The organism is Ohtaekwangia kribbensis (assembly GCF_042676245.1).
Lineage (GTDB): Bacteria > Bacteroidota > Bacteroidia > Cytophagales > Cyclobacteriaceae > Ohtaekwangia > Ohtaekwangia kribbensis.
The window spans coordinates 707,073-731,069 of the sequence record NZ_JBHTKA010000001.1; the positions used below are offsets into that span (position 1 = coordinate 707,073).

General features: G+C 42.5%; 15 protein-coding genes. 10 read left to right on the plus strand and 5 right to left on the minus strand.

Annotation, left to right across the window (positions count from 1 at the left end):
- Nucleotides 1-17: 17 nt before the first annotated feature.
- Genes ACFQ21_RS02885 through ACFQ21_RS02900 form a run of 4 tightly spaced genes read right to left on the minus strand, consistent with a single transcriptional unit; the run spans nucleotide 18 to nucleotide 2,862 of the window.
- Nucleotides 18-671: a response regulator gene (locus ACFQ21_RS02885; protein WP_377574572.1), complete on the minus strand. Its 654-nt coding sequence runs from the start codon at nucleotides 669-671 to the stop codon at nucleotides 18-20.
- 3 nt (nucleotides 672-674) lie between these two features.
- Nucleotides 675-1,469, minus strand: a complete 795-nt coding sequence (locus tag ACFQ21_RS02890) for a sensor histidine kinase (RefSeq protein ID WP_377574575.1) — start codon at nucleotides 1,467-1,469, stop codon at nucleotides 675-677.
- The gene (locus tag ACFQ21_RS02895; RefSeq protein ID WP_377574578.1) at nucleotides 1,439-2,086 is read right to left on the minus strand and encodes a hypothetical protein; all 648 of its coding nucleotides are present in this window, start codon (nucleotides 2,084-2,086) and stop codon (nucleotides 1,439-1,441) included. Before ACFQ21_RS02895 ends, ACFQ21_RS02890 begins: the two co-directional genes overlap by 31 nt.
- Before the next feature lie 26 nt (nucleotides 2,087-2,112).
- Complete coding sequence (locus ACFQ21_RS02900) at nucleotides 2,113-2,862, minus strand: hypothetical protein (protein ID WP_377574581.1); 750 nt, start codon at nucleotides 2,860-2,862, stop codon at nucleotides 2,113-2,115.
- Nucleotides 2,863-3,216: 354 nt separating this feature from the next.
- On the opposite strand from ACFQ21_RS02900, the gene ACFQ21_RS02905 reads away from it, so the two are divergent.
- Entirely contained in the window at nucleotides 3,217-5,088 is a 1,872-nt protein-coding gene (locus ACFQ21_RS02905) for a hypothetical protein (protein WP_377574584.1), read from the plus strand.
- A gap of 132 nt (nucleotides 5,089-5,220) precedes the next feature.
- On the opposite strand, the gene ACFQ21_RS02910 is transcribed toward ACFQ21_RS02905, so the two are convergent.
- A complete protein-coding gene (locus tag ACFQ21_RS02910; RefSeq protein WP_377574587.1) occupies nucleotides 5,221-5,325 on the minus strand; it encodes a hypothetical protein in 105 nt (34 codons plus the stop codon).
- 921 nt (nucleotides 5,326-6,246) lie between these two features.
- Here ACFQ21_RS02910 and ACFQ21_RS02915 point away from each other — a divergent pair.
- The 9 genes from ACFQ21_RS02915 (at nucleotide 6,247) to ACFQ21_RS02955 (ending at nucleotide 23,979) form a co-directional block, all read left to right on the plus strand.
- The gene (locus ACFQ21_RS02915; RefSeq protein WP_377574590.1) at nucleotides 6,247-7,974 is read left to right on the plus strand and encodes a hypothetical protein; all 1,728 of its coding nucleotides are present in this window, start codon (nucleotides 6,247-6,249) and stop codon (nucleotides 7,972-7,974) included.
- Entirely contained in the window at nucleotides 7,971-12,089 is a 4,119-nt protein-coding gene (locus tag ACFQ21_RS02920; protein WP_377574593.1) for a fibronectin type III domain-containing protein, read from the plus strand. The genes ACFQ21_RS02915 and ACFQ21_RS02920 overlap by 4 nt, the downstream gene beginning before the upstream one ends.
- Nucleotides 12,079-12,828, plus strand: coding sequence for a hypothetical protein (locus ACFQ21_RS02925; protein WP_377574595.1), 750 nt, complete (start codon nucleotides 12,079-12,081; stop codon nucleotides 12,826-12,828). Before ACFQ21_RS02920 ends, ACFQ21_RS02925 begins: the two co-directional genes overlap by 11 nt.
- 12 nt (nucleotides 12,829-12,840) lie before the next feature.
- Nucleotides 12,841-13,692 carry a hypothetical protein gene (locus tag ACFQ21_RS02930; protein WP_377574597.1) on the plus strand — a complete coding sequence of 284 codons (852 nt, stop codon included), beginning with the start codon at nucleotides 12,841-12,843 and terminating at the stop codon, nucleotides 13,690-13,692.
- A 111-nt stretch (nucleotides 13,693-13,803) separates the two neighbouring features.
- Nucleotides 13,804-14,463 (plus strand): hypothetical protein, encoded by a 660-nt coding sequence (locus ACFQ21_RS02935; protein WP_377574600.1) that lies wholly within the window; start codon nucleotides 13,804-13,806, stop codon nucleotides 14,461-14,463.
- 227 nt (nucleotides 14,464-14,690) lie between these two features.
- Nucleotides 14,691-16,337 (plus strand): tetratricopeptide repeat protein, encoded by a 1,647-nt coding sequence (locus ACFQ21_RS02940; RefSeq protein ID WP_377574602.1) that lies wholly within the window; start codon nucleotides 14,691-14,693, stop codon nucleotides 16,335-16,337.
- 1 nt (nucleotide 16,338) lies between these two features.
- On the plus strand, nucleotides 16,339-17,298 hold the full coding sequence (locus ACFQ21_RS02945; protein WP_377574605.1) for a hypothetical protein: 960 nt from the start codon (nucleotides 16,339-16,341) through the stop codon (nucleotides 17,296-17,298).
- A 35-nt stretch (nucleotides 17,299-17,333) separates the two neighbouring features.
- The gene (locus ACFQ21_RS02950; protein ID WP_377574607.1) at nucleotides 17,334-21,923 is read left to right on the plus strand and encodes a hypothetical protein; all 4,590 of its coding nucleotides are present in this window, start codon (nucleotides 17,334-17,336) and stop codon (nucleotides 21,921-21,923) included.
- Entirely contained in the window at nucleotides 21,889-23,979 is a 2,091-nt protein-coding gene (locus ACFQ21_RS02955; RefSeq protein ID WP_377574610.1) for a hypothetical protein, read from the plus strand. The genes ACFQ21_RS02950 and ACFQ21_RS02955 overlap by 35 nt, the downstream gene beginning before the upstream one ends.
- The last annotated feature ends 18 nt before the right edge of the window (nucleotides 23,980-23,997 follow it).

The following is a 23,997-nucleotide window of genomic DNA, read 5'->3' on the forward strand; positions in this document are numbered from 1 at the left end:
CCTGCAACCTTCAGTAGCTAATTGAGCTCGATGAGTCCGTTACGGAGTGCGTACATCACCAGTCCTACGCGCGTCTTCAGGCCGAACTTTTCGAAGAGGCTGTCGCGGTAACTTTCTACGGTGCGGGGACTGCAGAACATTTTTTCTGCAATTTCTTTATAGGTTAATTCGGTGGCTGCATAGCGTAGGAAATCTTTTTCGCGATCGTTGAGAGTTATCTTGGGAGCGGCTGGTGTTTCTTTCTCGCTGGAAAGACTTAACAGAACTTTGTGTGCGATCCAGTCGGGATAATAATATCCGCGATCCATCAATGCGTCAAGTGCTTTTTCGAGTTCACCGGGATGTACGTTCTTTAACAAATAGCCTTTGGCTCCGCAGCGAATCATTTTGATGATCGTCTCTTCTTCATCCTGCATCGACAAGGCTAGAATGCGGATACCCGGATGATTTTGTGTAAGCCATTGAGCAGTCTCAAAGCCATTCATCTCCGGCATATTTATATCGACCAATACGATGTCGGGTATATTAACGGGCTGCTTGAATCTTTCTACGAGGGATTTTCCGTTATCGGCTTCGTATAGCACCGTATAGCGTTTAAATTTATTGATCATGCCTGTAAGAGCTTCGGCTATCAATACGTGATCATCTACCACTACAACGGAATGTTGCATACATCAAGCATTTAGTTTATTAACCGGTATATACAGTTTCATCCGGGTACCTTCGCCCGGTATACTTTCCAGCATAAAATCAGCACCGATAATTTCGGCTCTGCGCTTCATGTTGCCGAGACCGATGCCTTTGGTATATATATCTTTATCACTCGTACCAAAACCTTTTCCATTGTCGGATGCCTCGATGGAAAGTCCACGCTCCTGCTGATCGAAGTCCAGTTTTATTTTTGAACATCCCGAATGCTTCAGACTATTCTGTAAAAACTCCTGTAAAATACGCAACACAAAACTTTTTACCGCGGCAGATGCCTGTATTTTCGGATTGTTGGTATGGATCTCCGCCTGGCAAAAACCGGTAGCCTGTACTTTCGAAAACTCAGCGCTAATCAAATGGTATAGATCGATCTGCCGGTAATTACTGTCGGTAAGATTTTTGGAGAGGCTGCGCAGATCTGCGAGCGATTCATTAATGATACCGGCAATGGAATTGATTCGCTTTTGTGTTTCGGGGTCTTCTTCGGTAAGTTGTTGTACATAGAGCACTGCCAGGGTAAGCTTCTGCCCTACATTATCATGTATCTCACGACCGATATACTGCATGGTCTGTTGCTGCACTTCGATCTGCGTTTGCAGAAGCTCGCGTGAAAATTTCTCGTTCATCTCTTCAATTTCTTCTACATGCTCGAGCTTCCGTTTCCGGTAAATGATCATCACTGCCAATACAGTTAGCAGAAAGAGCAGTAACACGATCATCGAAGTTCCGATCAGGAGTAGCCCTTCCTTTGTATCATCCATAAGAACATTGCCGTGTAAGTAGTATACAAAATATAGTTTAATACGCTCATCACATTGGCGAGCATCATCAGTATATCTTTATGTGTTGTAACAAAATACAACCAGTTGCCCATAGCAAAATACGGAAGCGTGCCAACATTAAACAGCAAGAATGCAAATAACATATAGAAGAAAGGCTTACGTAAAAAGTTAAAGTCTGTCGGGTTTTGCAGCATCTCATAAAACTTTACGAGAATGCCGATGATTACCAGCACCGATCCCAAACAATATGCCTGTACATTAAAATGCTTGTCCTCAACAATGAAGAGGTTGGTTAATGTGCTAAACACGATGAGCGTTACTCCGGATGCGACTAAAAATCGCTTATAACTGCTTTGTTCAACAGCCTGATGCAGTATAATAAGATAAAGCAGATGCTGCAGCGGAATCTGAATATTATATATCCAGGCATTAACACTGCCTTTGGACATAAAGAATAGCTGGTATACTTCCACCAGGACGATAATAAAAAGTAACAACGGGAAAAGCCGTAAGTATTTACTTTTCTTGATAATCGGGAAAGCCAGCAGTGAAGTTAAAAATGCAACAAATTCAAAGTAGGGAATAAATCGATTCATACAGCGATCTGCTTTTACACAAAAAATCAATATCCAACGGACGGATGCATGGCGTCTGCTGACTGGAGCGTATTGGCGGTAGAAGTATTGCAGGTTGGAGGACACAACATTCCCTGATTCTTCGCCATACTCGTAGTCGTTGCACTCGCAGCCGTTTCAGATTCCAGCATCAGCAATTTAACATTCTTATCGAGCTGTGAAATGGTATAGTATTTATATTTAGGATTATCGGTTGATTGCTTGGTGTCCTGTTTGCCACTGTCCTGACTGGCATCTTTACCAGGCTCGCGAACACCAGCGGAATAGCGCGGATCAAAATCAACGGGGATGCTATCTGCACCGGTTACAGTAGGTACCATAAACAATGTATGCAGGCTCTTATAGTTTGAACCGTTTAACACGGGACCGGTTGAAGGATATACCGCATAGTAAAAGCGTATACCCAGATCCTCAGGTTTCACATCAACCTTTTTTGAATATTGCTCAATGAGACAAATGAATTTCTTCAATGTATCAATCGAATACCAGCAGCTCCTGGATGCTTCGAGTTTATTGGTCTGCATATAGGAGTCGGCATTCACCAGTTTGGCGTGTGTATTTTTATAACGGGCAACGCCTTCCATAAATTCATCTACGGTTAAGCCATAAAACTCGTCCTGCTTGCAAGTATAGCAGTCCCTGAAACCGTCCTTCGGAGGTATACTGGTTTTCTGACATGCAAAGAAAACAAAGACGCCAACGGTGATCATGCTGGCAGAGGTCAATAGTGATTTCATACTATCCTTTTTTTAAGTTGTTGAATATAGGTACGATTAAAATTAGGGAGGATTTGATCGTATTGAAAGCCCTATACCTCATTCATGCGATAGCACGCTTTATTGAACATCGGAAAACACGCAAATTGATGCGTTATTATACTTTGCCACATTGTTTTTATAGTTCAACCACCAGCCATTTTCCGTTAAACAACGGTGCTATAAATCGCTGTTTATAAAATCAATTTCAGTTGACAGCACATTGTATACCCATGCTGTAACTCCGAATATTGTTACGCAAAACGCCAGCATCTTCCGGAAGAGATCGGCAAACCCGTTTGTCAAAATAATATATAACCAAAATCCCCTCTTATCATGAACTATATTTTTAAGGGAAGACTATGCGGCTTTTTATGCAATGATTGTTCAGAGCCGCTTGCAAATGTGAAGGTGAGACTATATAAACCCTCGCGTGCCGAGACCGTTACATTGTTAGCCGTTGCAGATGCCAACCAGACTTTTCACCAGGTAACGGAAGAAGAGCTGAAAGCAAAACAAAAATTACTGATCGCAGAAGTCAGTACGGATGCCAGTGGTTCATTCACGTTTCAATTAAGCGAGAAAGATAAATATAGCGGAGAAGCTTTCGAGATTGACTTTGTCTGCGGTAACAATTTCAACAAACCGATTCCACCCAGAAAACTGGAAGAGTTTCAGTTTCATATTACTACCATACAACCGCAATGGCGTGAAAAGACATCGGAGCAGGCTATAGCAAGTTACTTCGGCTGGGAATATTGCATACCTTCCAAATGGTGGTGCCAGATATTACGATTGCTTGATCTGTGGGTTATCTGTGGCCGGGTGCTGAGCCAGGGCACCAATCAACCTATACCGGGAGTTCGCGTAGAAGCGTTTGATGTAGACTTGCTGCAAGACGATGCCATCGGATCAAACGTGACGGATACCTCCGGACATTTCAGGATTTACTATACAAGTGCCGAGTTCAGCAAAACTATTTTCTCATGGCTGAACATCGAGTGGCCTGCCGGACCGGATATATATTTCAAGCTATACGATAATGCCACGAACACGCTTCTACTCGAAGAGGATCGTTCGGTAGGACACCGCGCTGACCGCGAAAATCGTTCAAACTGTTTTTGTGTGAGACTGGTCATTGATTTCAATGAGCCTCCGTCAACAGTAAGTGCCTGGACAAGCATTGGTAATTTTACAATACCAGATGGAAGCAGTCTAAATGATTTCGATGCTATAGGTTTTGCATCTCCGGCACGCTATGCATTAACGGGGGTCATTACACTGGCAGGTCAGGTGCCTCGTAAAAACACTTCCAATAACCGTCCGATCGAATATCGATTCAAGGTTAGTACCGTTACGGCAGATAATGGTACTCCGGCCGTTGGTGAACCCAATTTCAATCTGATCATCGGAAAAACTCCGGATCTGTTTGGTGGTGATTGTCTGTTGGGGAAAATGATTCGTTTCTCACCAACCATTCGCATTGTAAAAGTATATGCCGCTGCTACCGATTTTGATGCCGAAGGGTGGCTGGATGTAAATAAATCCATACTCCGTACATTCACGGATGATCCAACCCTTAATCCGGCAGACCTCAACATTCTTAATTTATGGCATTGGGTTGATGATGATCCACTGATTACACTTGACACCAAGATTCTTGTTCCATCAGTAGCGATGCCTCCGGTAACAGCAGGCAACGCAGTGCCTATAGCAAATCGCATTCAGAATAAAAAGATTGCTATACGCTTTGAAGTACGCGAAGTGATCAACAAGGCGCTCAACCAGTTTGTGTACTTACCGGCAAACGGCCAGACGATGAATTCGATCACTATTAACAACGATGCATCGGTTGTTCAACTCGCTATCAATGAACAAAGCGGTGGTGGTGATTGTAACCTGCTGGGCAGCAATGTTCACCTCTCCTATACCGTTCATCATGCCGACCTGCAAAGCGCATCGATCAACGTTCATAGCAACGACCTTGCCGTTAACAAATATTTATCCGATGGTTTCATAACACTATCAGGTAACACGAACGATGCTATAACCCATCACAACAACAACTCGCTGCTGGTAAACAACACACCGGTAAATGATCTGAAGAAATGTTCATACCTCGTTACACTATCGGTACAACGAAGATTGCATACCGGCTATGGTATTGTTGGACCGGAGATCGTGCAAAAGACTTTCTGCTATCAATAGTATATAGTGCTCTATAGTTTTAAACGTTGCTTTAATCTGAAAACCACTGATCACTCCCTGCAAGCTGTCTACTTGCGGGGTTGTGGCGGTGGAAAATTAGCTTCTGGCTTTGAAGACACCGTATTTACCTTCTTAAAAAAAGATTGGGGAATCAATATTGTCATAGTCAAATGGGAGAAGTGAATTTCCCAATGTATCAATCAAACCAACTTTATTATGTTGGGATGCCAGAATCATGTTATCTCCTAATATCTCAACGTAATCAAATTGATATGGAATGTATAGTTCTTTCTTTCGTGTTATGAATCCTCAAAGATTATTGTTCTTGACTGGAATTCTGTTAATGTCAGTACCAAAGCTGTTACCAATTTCATATTCACATCCATATTCTAAATAGCCGCTGGATTAAGATAAAAAATAGAAATGTTTCCATCAGAGGAAATGCAACGATCTATCAATAATGAGGTTGGATGTTTGTGTATTTTACTCCTATCGTAAAATAATTTTATTAATCTTTTTTCATCTATTGAAATAGCATCAAAAATGGGCTCTACGAGACATTTCGATGTATCGTCTTCATCCTTTACACCGTAACCGTTATAGCGATAATCAAAATAAGTAAAGAGCTTACTTTTTGGTGTTTGATGCAACAATTTCGGATAGGCCGTAACAAAAATCTGATCGTAACTACTCCTACATGACAACACCAATAGCAACGCAAGTAATGTCCAAATTACATTTCGCATGCTCTTCAAATCTTTTCCTATAATCTCTGCTTCAAGAGAACTATTAAATCCAACGAAGCTAGACAGACTCCATGCGAAGATATAGTACTGTCAGCTCATAGTAATTCTACCTATATACTTGTCAGTAATAATACGGATATTGCTCTTAATTCCTTCACACTTTTTTTTTAGTAACATAAAGATTCTGCGTAAGATTATTAAGATATATTCATTTTTTTGAGTCACTTCGCGATTAAGAAATTTGCAATCCGCGCTAAAACGCAAAATCCGCTGGTATAATTTTACTATATATATAGCCTGTAGTATGCGCATGCAATTTCCATAAATTAGTTTCGGTGAACCTGCTATTATTGAAGGTGATCTGCAGAATTACTGTATATGCTTTACCTGTACCCCAGCCACTACGTTGCCTATGAGTAGATTCTACACGCTATATATTGTATGTTTTATTCTTCTCTCTGCTCAATGGCTGGTTGCTCAAAATCTAGCAGATGTAGGAAAGACTACCCCAATTACGGTAACAGGTGGTATATCACTTAACCAGATATTTTATACTGCCAGCGGTATTGAAAACAGGCGCAATCCCTATACATACTATGCTTCCGGCAATATAAACTTTTCATTGTACGGCTGGAATGTACCTTTGAGCTTTGCTGTCTCAAACAGGAACACTTCTTTTCAGCAACCTTTCAATCAATACAGTGTTCATCCTACCTATAAATGGATTACAGGCCATGCCGGATATTGCAGTATGTCGTATTCACCCTATACGGTGAATGGCCATATATTTTTGGGTGGCGCGATTGATCTTGCACCCGAAGGCAACTGGAAGTTCAGCGCATTGTATGGAAGATTTCTGAGAGCCGTGCAGCCTGAAACAGACACAGCCGGGCTGATCACCAATACACCCGCGTATAAACGGATGGGCTATGGCTTCAAGACCAGCTATAGCAAAGACGGTACTACCGTTGACCTGATCGTTTTTCACGCCAAAGATGAAATTGGCTCTATTGCTGATATTCCCGATAGCCTCGGCATTTTGCCACAGGAGAATCTTGTTGTTAGCGTTGGTGCCGGTAAAACATTCTTCGATCACTTTGTCTTGAAATGCGAACTTGCTTCCAGTGCGCTTTCCCGCGATATACGCGCAGAAGAAGGTGAGCATACGCACCCGTTGGCTAACATCGGTTTTTTATACACTCCACGATTGTCATCATCATACTACAAGGCATTCAAGGCTTCTTTAACCTATCAACAAGACGCGTATAGTCTTGGTGTTGGCTATGAACGTATCGACCCGCAGTACCGCACACTCGGTGCTTATTACTTCAACAACGATCTGGAAAGTATTACCGCTAACGGCTCTGCATCACTGTGGCAAGGAAAAATGAATGTAGCGGTAAGTGCCGGTACGCAGCGCGACAATCTCGACAAAAGCAAAGTGAGCACCATGCGCAGAATGGTAGGTTCACTTAACGTGAACTATATACCTAACCAGAAGCTAAACCTTTCGGCCTCCTATTCCAGCTTCCAGACCTATACTAATATCAGGTCACAGTTTGTGAATATAAATCAACTTACTCCTTACGATAATCTGGATACACTTAACTATACACAAATCTCGCAAAGCATCACGGCCACAGCCTCGTATGCTTTGAGCAATTCAAAGGAACGCAGGCAAAGTATAAATCTGAACCTGAACGTGCAGGATGCCGCAGACAAGCAAGGTCAGGTAGAACAAAATTCAGGAAGCCAATTTTACAACCTCTACGTGGCCTATATGTATAACATGGTGCCGCAGAATCTCACGGTATCCGTTGCGTTCAATGGTAATGTAAATGATAGTCCTACGATCACAACTAAAACGCTCGGACCTACTGCTTCGGTTAGTAAAACATTTTTTGATCGCAGGCTTAGAGCTACGCTGTCATCATCCTATAACAATACCTATACAAACTCCGAGCGGGTAAGCACCATTCTGAACGGACGCATCAATGGAAGTTATACAATACAGAAGAAACATAATTTGAATCTGAGTATGGCAGCGGTGAACCGTGAAAGTACAAGCGAAACATCCGCAAAATCTTTTACAGAATTTACGGGTACGCTCGGATATAATTATGCCTTTGGAATGAAATGAGAAAGACAATAGAAATAGTGCGCAGCGTAGTAAGTGTAGTTTTACTTCTAATAGCCTGTATCAAAGCACAGGCGCAAACCTATCCTGTCCAGGTTAATACACAAATTCTGGCGCCCTATAGTCCATATCTGACAGACTATACGGCTGTAGGGGCACAACGGCTCATTGTAAATTTCACGCTGAATGATCCTACACTAACGGAGTATCGTGGAAAACTCAGAATTACAATAGAAGGTGTCGGTATTACCATCCGCACGAAGCAAAGCTTTATTCCCCAGCGGCCCTTGGTATTACCGGGCGGAAGTGTACCACTCATGCTATATGGCGAAGACCTGGAGGAATATTTCAATCCGGGTAATCTTGACTTTGCCGGGTTGTCTAAAAATCAATATGAGAAAGGTGCCAAACTTCCGGAAGGTGTATATCGGTTTACGATTGAGGTATTAGACTACAACCGGAATACAGTAGTCAGTAACAAGGGTACAGCCATTGCATGGATTATTTTAAACGATCCGCCATTGCTTAACCTCCCGCGCAATGAAACAAAGGCCGCGATACTCGACCCGACAAACATAGCTTTCACATGGACACCACGTCACACCGGTTCACCCAATTCAGCCTTTACTACAGAGTATATTTTCAAACTGGTAGAGATATGGCCTGCATCACGAAATCCCTACGATGCTTTCCTTAGCCAGCAACCGCTATATGAAATTACAACCTCTTCCACACAAATAGTATACGGCCCTGCCGAGCCTGCACTTATACCCGGAAGAAAATACGCATGGCAGGTGCAGGCAAAAGATACAGAAGATCGCGATCTGTTCAAGAACAACGGTAAGAGCGAAGTATATGTATTTCAGTTTGGTGACCAGTTAGGTATACCGGAAAACCTGGCACTTCAGAAAGCCAATCCTTCTTCACTGGTTGTGCGATGGGAACAGCCGACAGCCGGAACAGATGCGGTTTCTTACCGGGTACGCTATAGGCCCCACAATAGCCGAAGCCACGATGAATGGTATAGTGAACTGACCAGCGATCAATGGAAATCTATACCACAGCTACAGCCCAATACTGAATACGAAGTACAAGTACGTGCGGAGCAGAGCACACAGGTAAGTGACTATGGCCCAGTTAAAATTTTCAAGACCGCTATAGCAGGTGCCAATGATTTTGTATGCAAGAGCGATGTGTCACCACCGGCAGTCCCTGTCAATGCGATACCGGCCACACAGTTGGGAATCAACGACACCCTTTATGCCGCAGGCTACGAAGTGTTGGTACGCGAAATAACTGCCAACGAAGGCGGCACCTATACCGGCTCGGGTATGATGATCGTGCCGTGGTTTCAGTCGGCCAAAGTACGCATGACGTTCAAGAACATTCGTGTAAATGAACAGCACTGGCTTACAGCAGGTGAAATAAAAAGCGTCTGGAATGCCGATAGTAAATTCCTTGTAAAATCAGAGAAGAAAGTTGACTCAACCAACGTGCCCTTAAACGGTGAGTTGCCGGTAAATATAGTTGCCACTGAAACACTGATTGAAATTACGGGTGCTGCTATTGCTACGGTAACAAAAGATGATGAGGGAAATATAGAAGTCTATACTACGGATGGTGAAAAGAAAGTACTGCCAAAAGGTAAAAGCTATTCCATAGCAGACGAAGTAGGCAACGGCTATGTAGTAGACGAGAAAGGCAACATCACCAAAACCACCGCAGACGAAGCGCGCGCAGCAGCCGGACGAGGCGACCGTAATTATACCATTGCGCTTACTTTTAATAAAGGCAATGGTAAATATGGCTTCGATGAAAAGAAATATGAAGCGCTTTCATCATACTATCAACAGGTGGAAGGTGGTCACTATATACCGTGGAAAGCCGTTACGGCATCACAACCCGATGCCGTAGCCGCTACGCTGGAAGGCACGGATATAGATGCTGACAAAGTTCGTTTTGAAATAAACGGCTCGAAAGTGCCAGCCATCAACAGCGGCAGTAATTATACTCTCAGTGTTCGTGGCGGTGCAGAAGGCATGGTGGAAGAATTACTGGCGCTATATACTCCCTCCGATACCGCCAAAGACAATGTATTGGGTAAACTGAATCTGGTAAGCTACGATCAGCTAACCCGCAACCTCGTTATCGTACCGGTAAACGGAGCCACCATCCCCGGAGGACTCAGCTCCAATATACTATCACAAAAACTTACCGAGATATACGGACAAGCCGTAGCCACGTGGGATGTAAAGATCGAACCTTCCATCAAAGTATCGCTTGACGATACCTTCGATGATGGCGAAAGCGGCCTGCTCACCAACTATACCGGTGACATGAAGAAGGTTATCAAAGCCTATGGCAACCTGCTGGATAAAACATACTATATATTCTTAGTGCCCAAGCCAAAGAGTGGTGGCAGTGCGTTAGGTTATATGCCACGCAGCAAACAGGCTGGATTTATATTTACTGACAACCTTAATAGTACAACTGCTATAACTACGATAGCCCACGAAGTTGGTCATGGGGCATTTAACCTGAAACATACTTTCAGCGAGTTTCCATCGCTATCAAAAAGCTCTACAGATAACTTGATGGACTATAGCAGTGGTCAAACTCTCTATAAATATCAGTGGGACAATATCCACAATCCGCAGAAGGTAATAGGGTTGTTTGAGAATGATGATGAAAGCGAGATGGTACTGCCATGTCTCGGTATATTCGATGACTGTGACGATGTGTTAGCAATTATCAACGGCATAAAGAGTAGAGTTACAAACAATGCGAAGTTGCCAGTTTTTAAACCCGATCAGGCAAAAAACAGAAAAAGCTTGTATGACGCATACTATCTAACTGTTGGGGATACTGATTTTAACCACATTTTAATATCAAATGAAATACTTGCAGACACGTTATTAGATCCTAAGATATATTATGACTTTAATTCGACAAATGAAGATCATGAGTGTCAAGCTGGTTTTATGCTAAAGGCAAATGAAAAATCGTTATTCAAAATCTTAATTGGGAGTGAGAAAGACTCTCTAAGCACTTTTGCCAAAGTTGAAAAATTACGTAAATATATATTTGGCGATCTGAAACCGACTGGTGCAAAAAATGAGCAAATCACGAATGCAGCCTGCTCTTCTGGTTTTTGTTGTACTAAATGCAGCAGAGATTTAGCAATGACACAAGAAAGGTTACAATTAATTTTCCCAAATAGCACCATGATCTCTCAAAACGGTGCTGAATTTGCTGACATCTTTAATACAGCGCTTCAAATAGGGAAATTTAATACGTGTGATAGGCAAGCTAAATTATTCGCACAAATCCAACATGAATCAATAGGATTTAAGGCCAGAGTAGAAGGGCAAAATTCTAATGGAGTCGATAGAGACTGGCCAATTGACTTTATATTAACATACTTCAATAAATCTGCGGGAGCTAAGAATCACTTTTTCAATCAAAACTTTTGGGACAAGACAGTTTATAAAAGTATAATAACTTCAAATTATTATGAGAAAGTTGATACGTTGGGAACACATAAGTCTGAAAAATCCACAGATTACTATGGTAAGTATAATGGTAAAGACCAGGCACAGTATCATGTTAAGATTCCTGCGGGTTTCAAAAGCGATTCAACTGGGAAATATAAGAAGTATATAGTGCCCGTAAACCAGAAAGTTCAATATAGAAAAAATATGTTTATAAAGGCTTACGATGGTGCAAATGGAAATATAAAGATTGCCGAAGATGCCAACACTACTGATGGTTGGACTTATCGTGGAAGGGGTGCTATTCAATTGACAGGGCGATCAAACTATCAACGAAACCAACAAGAAATAGCAAAAAAATTTAATAAAGTTGTTGATTTGCTAAATCAACCAGAGTTAGTTGCAACTGACAACGAAGTTATGGTGTACTCGGCTATAGCTTTTATCTTACAGAATGTATCTAATATCAATAATTTTGACACAATGTCTATTGATCAAGTCTCAGCACTGGTTAATACGGGTAGTTCCGGTAGCCCTATTGAAAACGTCAATGGAGGCGCAGACAGAAGAGAACGATACAAGACCTTAATTGAGAACTCAAACCTATTTAAATGTCATGACGAATAATTTATTACTTGTAATAGCAAGTATAGTGCTATTGACAACTCAATCTTGCCACAGTCAAATTAGTGAAAGTAAAAACAAGTGTGGTAGAAAAACCATCGATAAATCATTGAGTCAAAGACTTCCTAAGGGAATATGTATTCCCCTAAATTATACTATAGAGGAGGTTATTACCAATTTAGACTTCGACAGAGATAAAAAAAGCGATGTTGTGCTAAGATATAGTGAATATCCTTTAAAAACTGGGGCAACTAGATTTTACGCTATTTACAAAAGAACTGGTGATACTACTTTTGTTTTAAAGAAGGAATTAAAAAATATTATGCCTCCATATTTGAAAAATATATATGCAGCCGTTGCAGGTAGTGATACTGTTGCTTCGAGATTAGCAGTATCATATCCCTATGACTTGAGAATTGAGTTTATTCAGGACACTATCAAAATATCTCACCTGATCCCGGATTATTATGGAAAGACTTACTCATTTGTTTTTAAATCGGATAACTGGTATTTAAAACAAGTCGCTTATTGGATAGGTGATCTTGACGAAAGAGATGTTACGCAAATGGATTTAAGCTCTAAGCTTTTGAAGCGGAATGTTCTTGAAACAAAGAGAATAGATAACATAGTTCCAATTGATAAGTTTAGCTTGGTTGAATCCAGGAGGAAAGCCGAAACAGAGGAAAAAGAATATTTCATGGAGAATTACGATTTGCTAGAGTGGTCTAATGAAAATAAGTGATATTTTTTTAAGATGAATGATTCAGTAATTAGAGGAATAGTTGTTCTAATGTTTTTTTTAAATAGTTGTGAGGCACAACAGAAGGAACAAACAATAGTTACAATACAGACGAACTGCAATAGAACGGTGTACGGTAGTCTGATGTATATTAAATTACTTCCTTCCTATATATGTATTCCAGACGGTTTTGTCATCGATGACTATGTAAGAGTGTCGGACTTGGGTAAAGATGGAAAGATTAATTTCCTTGCGGTAAAGTATAACAAAAAAGAAGATGACCAGATTGATGGAGATTTAACATACTGGGCTTTTTACGAACGCTCTAAAAGTGCAGACATATTTTCGTTAAAAACAACTTTATCCAATATAGTCCCCCCTTATATAGAAGATATATCATATGAGTATTTGTTAGCTCATCCCGTAGCTGAGAAGCTATTTAAAAGTTATCCATTACGGCTGAGCCATAGCCTTAGTTTCCAAGTCGACACGGATACGATTAGGTTGTCCTATAAATTCGATGACTCTTATGGAAAAAGCTTCGTTTTCACTTACAAGCAAAATAATTGGTACTTGGAAAATGTTGAGTATTTTTTTGGCGAGCTACCAATGTACTGGTGGAAGGATGACGATTTTTTTTATTCTTTAAATGAAAAATTAAAAGTAATAGAAACGCGTAAGCCACAAAAACGAGTTAGTATTTCTGACTTCGACTTAAAAGTAGCTTTTAAATACCGTGAAGAAGAACAGAACCATCTGGCTGAATGGCACATTGACACTATAGATAAAACTAAATGGAAATCAATAGACGATGTAGTTTTTACCCGATGCCACGGAATGGATTTACCTGAAGACTGGCTTTACTAATATGAATTATATATGTCATTCCCGAATTAAGGTATGTGATCGATCTCTATGGAAAATGAGAAGCCGTAGATAATAACGTGATTATATTGATAGAAGCGACCGATACTTTTTATGAATAAAATTTGGATAATACTGCTAATCTCTGGGGCGCCCGCTTTGGTAAATGGACAATCGATGTTTGACATCCTGAAGCTGATCCCTCAAGACTTGCTAGAGGGAATAGATGTAGATTCTTTGATAAAAAACAAAAGCTACTATCCACCAGATAACACCGAAGAGGAAATTATAAAATATACAATAGCAGTGGAAAACGATGCAATCGGAGTTCTGCGAATAGAAATGAGTTTTGAAACCGGACAGCGGGCATTTATAATACATGAATTAAAAAGGATTGAAATAACCGACAAAGAATTTTTGGTTGTTTACTCTCGGGTTAGTGGTGCTCCCATTGTGTTCGCACAAAGTGAACTACAGACTTATCTGTTTAAAAACGGAATTTTAACTAAAACCAAGGATCCACTACTACCATTAACTATTGGTTTGGCGGACTTTCTAAAACGCAACACCCCGGATTCACTTATTCAAAAATATAGTCAGTATTCGAATCATTGCTATGAATTGATTTACGAAGGAAGGAATATTTGTTACGTTTTGTATGAAAACTTTGATTTGGGAAACTTGGATAAATCCTGGCTACTCGGGAACAAAATTGAGTTTGTGTTTAGGAAAAGGAAGTTCAAAAGATTGCTTCCTTATTTCACACAAGAATAAGAAAACGAGACAGAGCGATGAGATATGATGAAATCCAGAAGATATTTTATTGATGCAAGTATATATATCAGTAACTTCTCCGAATCCCATCATAATTGACAATGTTATTTATCTCTTGGCGAATTCTCTTTATGTGAACCATTTGACTACGGCTTAAAATAGAGGTTTACAAACTACATATCGGTAAAGCTCTAATTGAAAATATAGATACTAAAAAACTAATACACGTGCGCCTAATCCTGACAACCTGCCTTTTATTCCTGGCTATCGGAATAACGTTTTCACAAAACATTAAATATGAACCAAAGGATCTATACTTCTATAGATACCCGTTAAAGCCGCTGGACAAGTCGCTTAAAACGTATTCGTACAGATTGGAAGATCTGGGCAATGATCTTGCTGCGTGGCAGCGCGACTCACTCCAGCGTGCATTGCATATACCGGGCTATAAACGCGTTCGCGAGAATGGCGATGTGCAGATTGAACTTGTGGTTAGTCCACTCACCATTACCAACAAGGAAGTCAATGACAAGCCGGTCGATACCGAGAAGAATGGTGTCAAATCGGTCATGCATCAATATTGGTATGACATTACATATTCCTTCCCAATGAAAATTCGGGTAGTGGCCAAAGGTCAGGTAATTACCGAGCAGGATTTGGCAGGTTTCTTTACAACACAGTATTACCCGCAGAACAGGTCTTCATTGTCCAGCCTGCAACAGGAGTATAATAACGACTACAGCTTTAAAGATGGTCTGCGATACGAGCGTACGGAACAACGAAAGGCCGAAGTACGCAACTGGCTGTTCAGCAACTACGGCTATGGCATGGCAGGCGATCGTGTAAATGTTGGTTATGTAAAAGACAAAAAGGGAGAGTATGCTGATTTACTAAAAGCGTTCTCGCTGCTATACAATGCTATTGCCGGTGCCAGTAAAAAGATAGATTACCTCAACGATACATTCAAACAACAGGTAAATGAAGCGATCGGTATATGGGAGGCAGCTTTGAAGGAAGCGAGTGAAGATAAGAACGCACGCATCGATCCGAAAGTGTCGGCTATGATCTATGGTGATCTGGCATTGGCCTATTATGAATTGAATGATTTTGATAAAGCAGAAGAATGGATAAAGAAGATTACCAAAGCGGCCGCTTTTAACACCGAACAGGTTGCGTTCGAACTCAAGCCAGGTATAGCAGACAAGCGTGCCCGTTTTGTTGCTAACGGATTTGTAAACGGAGTTCAGCCTGATATCATAGACCGGGGCTTTGCAAAGCCTTCACTGGCGAAGGAAGATATGGCACCATCCGTGAGTGAACCTGTTGTAGTGAAAGGAGGCCCGCGCGACTACATCGTGATCACCCCGGGCGATACTATGGATGTTCGTTTCATTATACCCTCACACGATGTTATGCCCTTTGGTGATTCTGTATGGATGGAGGATGAAATCATTGTTTTAAAAGACAACAAGCGTGTGGAAATATACCCGAAGGAAATACACGGCTACAGTTACAAAGGAGTCTTCAGGCAGTCACTCACGTGGGTAAAGGATATGAATACAAGCCCCTGGACATACGAGCATAAATTCTGCCAGCGTGTGTTGAGCGGAGCAATCCCGGTGTATAGATATAGTTACGTTACAACGAGTATGCACGATCGTACACAAAAGATCGTAGCTACGCGGATGTACTATAAAAAAGGCGATCAGTTGTTGGAGGTTATGTTTCTGAATTTTAACAGAGGGGTATCGAAGCTTGTTGCCGATTATCCGGATTTGTCAGAGCGCGTGAAGAGTGGTGCGTATCAACGCGAGGATTTTGTAAGGATAATCAGGGAGTATAATGAATGGATGAAGAATAAAACGAAGGGATAAAATGAAACGTCAGGGGGAAGATATATTCGGGAAAATGCGAGGATGTTTGAGTTTTTTCATTTTTGCTATCGTGGTATTGTTGCCGTGTTTGTCGTATAGTCAGAAGTTGGATGAACAGGTAAGCATATATTTTACAGAAGTTCGGGCCGGTAAAAATCCTTCTATACCGAAGAGTATGCTTCTTCCTGAAAATGTTAATGCATGGAAGGAAACATTGGCTCCATATCAGCGCGATACCGTGGCGGCTATACGCGCTAAAGTGTATATGATTTTTCATCAATCCGGTACAAGCGCAAAACAAAGTGTTCTTCGACAGACAGCCGTTCATCATCTGGTACAGGGCTGTAAGGATAAAGACACTGGCAATGCCGGCCTTGCCCTCGACTACCTGACTACATTTCGAAAAGATGATTTCACGACAGCATCAAAAGATAGTATAAAAAATTTAATAAGGAGTAAAACAGCCCACTTCGATCCGGTATTGAAGCTGGCCGGTTTTCTGGAACTGACTGATCTGAAAGAATCCATTCGTCACTATACGAAGACTGGTAACGTGCAGGCTGTGCGTTGGGCAGCATTGGTTTCATTATCGAGAATGAATGATGCCGAGGCTACAGGAGAAGTGATGCGGAGAGTACGCAAGCTCCCGGTGAGCGATGATATAGTATATAAAATCTTCCCCGACCTGATATATACCCGCCATGCGGAAGCCATTCGCTATATGGTTGAGGTCATGCAACGTGATGATAAGAACTGCATGACAGCGGATGCCGAAAGAGAAGAGCCGATTCCGTGCGGCTATCGCATCATGGAACAACTGGCCCCGGTTATTAAAGGTTATCCGTTCGAGCTGGATGAAAGCGGTGATATAAAAACAAAAGACTATACAGCAGCCTTGCAGAAAGTGCGCGAGTGGTTTATAAAACACAAAGACTATACGATCATGCGCGATCGGTTTTAGGTGAGTTGACTTTAACGATGGGATAGTTTCAGGATATGAGAATACATTTACGGGGCGTAGCGATTCTGCTTTTTGCAATTCAATTCATGTATGCGTTTCAGGTTGCAGCATACACCGATTCTACGAAGGCAGCCATGCCGGTAAGACATTTACCGCCTTCCGTACAAGCGGCACTCTATCGCACATTTGATGAGCTGAATTATACACAGTCAGCAGATGCAGCCTACGATCCTATAATAGTTCCACAGGTTGATCTTGCCGACTCAATCGAAGAGCAAAGAGCGTATGCACATGCGTTGCTGGAGAAAGTACAAAGTACCCAGCGATTCATTGAAAATCTTGATGCGCTTGCTGAGATAGAATTACCCGTTGGTGTTGTCCGTTCTGGCGGGGCCGTTGACTATAGTATTCTCATCGACCGGATGACCGTAACTCCGCAAGGTAACATCATGGATGTATATGTATCGCTGGCGCTTCCGCAGACAGGCGATCGTATTGCTTTTCGGGGAAGAATCCCGTTATCCAAAGAAGGAGGTATAGCGGGGAGCGCCAAAGTATACCTGCTGGGAGACCACCCTATAAAATTCAGCGGTATATCGCTGTTAACAATCAAAGGCAGTACTAATACGTATGTTGAATTTGACTGCAACGGTTTTAAAGGCGTAAGCATAGAAGCCGAAGTCCAATTTTCACGTAGTATAATAGTACCGGAAGATGACAAAGGCAACGCAAGCACAAATGATAACGAACGCGTAAAAGTAAATTTTACAACGTACGCACAAAGCCTGAATGATCTGATGGTGGGCGTAAGCATACCGGCCTTTCAGGTTAAAGCACTAAAGGGCTTTGGTTTTAAGGTAACGCAGGCGTTTATGGATTGGAGTGATCTGGCCAATCCTCCCGGTATATCTTTCCCGAAAGATTATTCATCGCCATTTGTTCAGGGAGGGCAGCCATTGTTATGGCAGGGTTTCTATTTGCAGCGCCTCGAAGTGCGACTGCCTCCTTCGTTTGCTAAAAAGGAAGGCGATAACTCTCGTATATCGCTCGGTGTCGAACACATGATCCTCGATGACCAGGGCTTTACAGGAGAAATTTTTGCAGATAATATATTGGATGCCGGGGACATGAGTGGATGGGCCTATACATTGGATCATGCAGAGCTAGCTTTAGTCACCAATCAGGTAAAAGGCCTGGAATTACAGGGGGTGATCTCGGTACCTCATCTCAAAAAACAAGCCGATAACAGCACTACAAAGTTTCAATATGTGGCTGGTCGCAGTGCCGAGGGCAACTATATATTTTCTGTAACTATAAAGGACAAGCTTCGCCTGCCGTTGCTGGTGGCAGACCTTGATCTTCTGCCGGGATCTGTCATTACAGTAAAGGAGAAGGACAATAAATTTTACCCGACAGTAGTTCTCAACGGATGTTTAGGTATCAAAACAACAAGCAGTGGCCCCAAAGCCAACCTTGTAGGTATAGGCTTTGAGGGCCTGCGCATTAGCACGGAAGCACCACACTTTGATATAAAGGCAGTGAGCTTCGGCAAAGAAGGAGAAAAACAATCTGCCTCCAAGTATCCGCTGGTGATCAACAACATCCTGATAAAGAAGGATGGTAAAGACAAGATCGGACTAGGTTTAGATGTAACGATCAATATAGGTGGTAGTTCTTCTGAAGAAGGCTTTGGCGGAACCGCAGGATTAATTGTATGGGGTAAACGAGAAACGGTAGAAGTCAAAAATGCAGAGGGCGTTGTTACGAGTACAGACAAAAGCGATTGGAAATTTCACAAAGTTGAAATCACTGCTATAGGTGTAAACTTTAAGAAAGGCGGTGTAATTGAGATCGCCGGAGAGATACGGTTCTTCGAAGACGACCCGGTATATGGCGATGGCTTTAAAGGCTCCATTGCAGGAAAAATCCAGATGTTCAAGGTAAAGGTCGAAGCACTGTTTGGTAAAACTCCTGAGTTCAGATACTGGTATGCCGATGCACTTGTAGAATTTACAAGCGGTATACCATTGTTTCCCGGTTTCTCTGCGTATGGTTTTGGAGGCGGCTACTATTCGAAGATGAAGCAAAGTACGGATGGCAACGGTAGCCCTATTGGCCGCAATGCCTCCGGTATAGTATATGTGCCTGATGAAAACACAATTGGTATAAAGGCTCTGGTGAAGTTTGGGGCTACCCCGAGCCAGGCACCGTACAATGGCGATGTAGCATTGGAAGTTGCACTCAATAAACATGGCGGTATAAACTCGGTCACGTTCACCGGAAATATAGTGGTTATGTCTCCAGCTCTTCCGGGAGGCCTTGAACGGATAAAAGAACAGGCTATGGCCGTTGCTGGTGATAGCAAAGCTGCCGCGAAGTTGTTGTCACTTGTTCAGGGACAGGTATCAGCCAACGTGAAGATTCTCTTCGATAATGAGAATGATGTTCTGCATGCCAACATGGAAATGTTTATCAATGTTGTGGGTGGTGTTATCAAAGGTATAGGCCCGAATAACCGTGCGGGCTGGGCTGTGATGCACTTTGAAAAAAGCGACTGGTATATGCTGGTGGGTACACCGAATGACCCGGTAGGTATAGAATTACTCTGGATGCTCAAACTGAAGAGTTACTTCATGATGGGAAAAAATCTTCCGGGCAGTCCGCCACCCCCTAGACAAGTCTCTGAAATACTCGGAATCACGGCTGATGATCTTGACTATATGCGCGACCTGAATGCAGCAGAATCAGGTTTTGGTTTTGCCTTTGGTATGAATTTTAGTTTTGATACCGGTAACCTGAGCTTCCTGATGTTCTATGGAAGATTTGCAGCCGGTATAGGTACGGACTTCATGATCAAGAAGTATGCAAAGGAATATCATTGTGTAGGTTCGGATGAGACAATCGGTATCAACGGCTGGTTTGCCAACGGACAGGCTTACGCCTATGTGCAAGGTAAAATCGGTATCAAGGTAAAGCTACGCTTCTATAAGGGTAACTATGATATACTCAGCATAGGAGCCGCTGCTATACTTCAAACGAAAGGGCCAAATCCTTTCTGGATGCGCGGTATAGTGGGTGGCTATTACAAAATCCTCGGTGGACTGGTAAAAGGTAATTGCAAATTTGAAGTAACAATAGGAAAAGACTGCCAGATTGTTGGGAACAGTAATCCATTGGAAGATGTAGACATCATTGCAGAAGTAAGCCCGGCACCGGGCGGCAATGATGTAGATGTATTCACGGCACCACAAGCCGCGTTTAATATACCGATCGGTGAAGAGTTTGTTATTACCGATATAGAGAATCGTAAACGCACTTTCCGCGGGCGACTGGTAGATTTTAAAGTGAGTGATGGAAGTATAGCTGTACCGGGTACACTCCGCTGGAATGAAGATTCCGATGTTGTTGCGTTTGATTCGCATGATGTTCTTCCGTCTGAGAAGAAAATGAATGTAATCGTAAAAATTACGTTTGAAGAACTAGTTAACGGAAGCTGGAAAGCTGTTGTGTTCGAAGGTAAAGAAGTTGAAGAAGTAAAAGAAACAACCTTTACAACCGGTAAGGCACCTGACCATATACTGGCATCTAATGTTTTGATTTCCTATCCGATTATAGGGCAGTATAATTTCTATCCTAAAGAATATAGTCAGGGATTTATACAACTCAAAAAAGGTCAACCAGAACTCTTTACACCGAGCGAAGAATGGGTACAAAAGTTACGTTTGAGCAATGCCGAAACGCAAAGCTATGGAGAAACAACACTGAGTTATGATGCATCAGCAAAGCGCGTCAACTTTGATATTCCTTCGGGACTTCTCACTGATAAAGTATATGCCATTGAAATTCTGAATTTCCCGAAACAGAATGCAGTTCTGGATGCCAACGTTCAGAACGTTAATACAGAACTTCAGACAGGCGATACACTTACTACCAAGCACATTGAAGGTGAACTTGCCCTGCGCGATGTGAAGACTGTATATACCGCTCCGTTCCGCACCAGCAAGTACAATACCTTCCGCGATAAAATAGCTGGAGTAAAACTCAGCATTACCATGAATATACCTTCGCAGGCTGGCGATATGGCGGAGTTGCGTTCATACCTGCAAGGGCCGGAAGCTATAGATCGCTTCGAACTTGAAGGCAAAGACGGCTTTGCACCGCTGATCACAACAGAGGCATTATTGGAGGATAACAAATGGTATAATCAACTGGTATATCCGCTGGTATACGAAGGTTACCCACTGCTGGGCTATATGGGAACCACCCGGGATACTTTAGAGTTTGGACTGCCGGCAGTACGTGCCGCATACCTTGAACAGCTTGGGCAGAGTCCGGAGTTAACGGACGAGGCAGGTGGTGTAACGAATGCTTCCCTGAGCGGCTATATGCGTTACGATCTGATGCGTGTCATGGTGGAAGATTACCGCAGCATTCAGAAGCAGGTAGCTAACTATATAACTGATCGTCCGGAACGTGTTACCGAGCGCCTTGAAAAAATCGTGACCAAACCATTCCCGTTCTATCGTCAGGGTAAATATTATGTCCGGTTAAAATATCGGATACCAGGAATCAATAAAACAACAAGTAGTTATGATTGGGAATTACACAATGTTATACCGGATTAAGATAGCGTTTTGCATCGTGGGTATGGTTGCGTTGATGGTTACCCATACCGTGGCACAACAGGTGCCTAAAGCGGAAGAAGATATAGCGGTGATTGCGCGGCCATCGATAGATTCTATTACGCTGCGCTGGGCTCCGCTTTCGGTTGATCACTGGCGCACAGCGAATGCATACGGATACAGCGTAGAGCGCTTCACGCTGGTTCGCAACGGTAAGGTTATACGTCCGGTGGAGCGTAAGCTGCTCACAAACGTGCCATTAAAGCCGCTGCCGGAAGAACAATGGGAGAAATTCATGGGCAACAAGTATGGAATGATAACAGCTCAGGCGCTGTATGGCGAAACGTTCGAACTGGATATTGCACATACTGATATTATGCAGATTGTTAACAAAGCTCAGGAGAATGAACAGCGTTATTCGATTGCCTTGTTCTGTGCCGATATGTCTCCGGTAATAGCAAAAGCACAAGGGCTATATTTTGCAGACAAGCAGATCGAGAAGAATGTAAAGTATTTATACCGCATCAGCGTTATTACGTCAACGGATACGTTGCGCGGCAGTATTTTTACAGACCCGCAGCAAAAGTATATATTACCTGCTGTGGCTGAAGTCTCCGGACAGACAACGGGCAGTGCGGTAACGCTACGCTGGAAACAGTCAGACTATAGCAGTCTGTATACAACGTATTCGGTAGAGCGTTCGGAAGATGGTAAGACCTTTATACAGGTGTCAGATGTTCCCGGTGTTACGCTGAGCAAGCAAGGACAGGACAGTAAATACCAGTATGCGGTTGACACCTTGGCGGTGACTGGCAAAGAGTATAGTTATCGCGTAAGAGGGATTACACCGTTTGGAGAATACGGTCCGGCATCCAGCATCGTAAAGGTGAAAGGCAATAAGACAGTGACGTCAAGTGTATTTATAACCTCAGCACTGAGTACGGATAACAAGAGTATAGATATACAATGGGAATTTCCGGAAGCAGAGAATGAAGCGCTGGCAGGTTTTGAGGTAACGCGTTCGGCAACATCCTCCGGGCCTTATAAGACGATTTCAAAAAGTATATTGCCTCCTGCTGCACGTTACTTTACAGACACCACTCCACAGCACTCCAATTATTACAAGCTCAAAGCCAAAACACTGGACGGTACGGAAGTGATTTCCATGCCTTACCTCGCCATGCTGGTAGACAGTATACCTCCGGCTATTCCTGTAGGACTAAAAGGAAAAGTTGATGATTATGGTAATGTAAGTATTAGCTGGAAACCCAACACAGATGCCGATATATATGGCTATCGTATCTACAGGGCGTACTATCAAAGCGAGGAGTTTGCATTGATGACGGGCGAACCTTTAAAAGACACGGTGTTTACCGATCGTGTACAGTTGCAAAGCCTGAATGAAAAAATCCATTATCAGGTAATGGCAATAGACAAGAACCAGAACCATTCCGGTTTATCGGCTATACTGAGTCTTGCACTTCCTGATAAAGTACCTCCGATGTCACCAGTGTGGCGTCCTGTCAAATCCACGAAGGAAGGTGTTATACTGACCTGGGAGCCGGGCGGTAGTCAGGACGTTGTAAAGTATGAACTATATCGTAAAGGCGATCAGGGACAATGGATGCGGCTTGTTACGAAAGCGGCAGGAACCGATTCAATATATACCTACACCGATCAGCACCTGACTGGCAGTGATGTGCAACACTACACCGTAGTTGCCATTGACGAATCCAATTTAGAGTCACCACCCGCACCGGTTGTTACCGGCTTTATGTTGCCCAAGCCCAAAACTGCTGTAAGCATGGCTCAGCCAACGGTAAACCTTGAAAAGAAAACAATTTTACTGAACTGGACATACGATCAATCAAACGTTGCTTCTTACCGGATATACCGGAAGATCAATGATGGTGCAATGCAATTATACCGCACCGTAAAGGAGAAACAGTTTGTTGATAGTGGAGTGGTAACCGGTACTAAATATAGCTATAGGGTTATGGCCGTGTTTAATAGTGGAGCGTTGTCTGAAATGAGTAAGATTGAAACTGTAGGATTTTGATTTTAGTGGTATTGTGAT

Excerpts from the sequence above, each read along its gene's own strand:
- ACFQ21_RS02890 (WP_377574575.1), bottom strand. The coding sequence starts at position 1,469 with ATGGATGATACAAAGGAAGGGCTACTCCTGATCGGAACTTCGATGATC.
- ACFQ21_RS02935 (WP_377574600.1), top strand. The coding sequence starts at position 13,804 with ATGAATAAAATTTGGATAATACTGCTAATCTCTGGGGCGCCCGCTTTG.
- ACFQ21_RS02915 (WP_377574590.1), top strand. The coding sequence starts at position 6,247 with ATGAGTAGATTCTACACGCTATATATTGTATGTTTTATTCTTCTCTCT.
- ACFQ21_RS02905 (WP_377574584.1), top strand. The coding sequence starts at position 3,217 with ATGAACTATATTTTTAAGGGAAGACTATGCGGCTTTTTATGCAATGAT.
- ACFQ21_RS02895 (WP_377574578.1), bottom strand. The coding sequence starts at position 2,086 with ATGAATCGATTTATTCCCTACTTTGAATTTGTTGCATTTTTAACTTCA.
- ACFQ21_RS02950 (WP_377574607.1), top strand. The coding sequence starts at position 17,334 with ATGAGAATACATTTACGGGGCGTAGCGATTCTGCTTTTTGCAATTCAA.
- ACFQ21_RS02910 (WP_377574587.1), bottom strand. The coding sequence starts at position 5,325 with ATGATTCTGGCATCCCAACATAATAAAGTTGGTTTGATTGATACATTG.
- ACFQ21_RS02900 (WP_377574581.1), bottom strand. The coding sequence starts at position 2,862 with ATGAAATCACTATTGACCTCTGCCAGCATGATCACCGTTGGCGTCTTT.
- ACFQ21_RS02920 (WP_377574593.1), top strand. The coding sequence starts at position 7,971 with ATGAGAAAGACAATAGAAATAGTGCGCAGCGTAGTAAGTGTAGTTTTA.
- ACFQ21_RS02885 (WP_377574572.1), bottom strand. The coding sequence starts at position 671 with ATGCAACATTCCGTTGTAGTGGTAGATGATCACGTATTGATAGCCGAA.
- ACFQ21_RS02930 (WP_377574597.1), top strand. The coding sequence starts at position 12,841 with ATGAATGATTCAGTAATTAGAGGAATAGTTGTTCTAATGTTTTTTTTA.
- ACFQ21_RS02955 (WP_377574610.1), top strand. The coding sequence starts at position 21,889 with ATGATTGGGAATTACACAATGTTATACCGGATTAAGATAGCGTTTTGC.
- ACFQ21_RS02925 (WP_377574595.1), top strand. The coding sequence starts at position 12,079 with ATGACGAATAATTTATTACTTGTAATAGCAAGTATAGTGCTATTGACA.
- ACFQ21_RS02945 (WP_377574605.1), top strand. The coding sequence starts at position 16,339 with ATGAAACGTCAGGGGGAAGATATATTCGGGAAAATGCGAGGATGTTTG.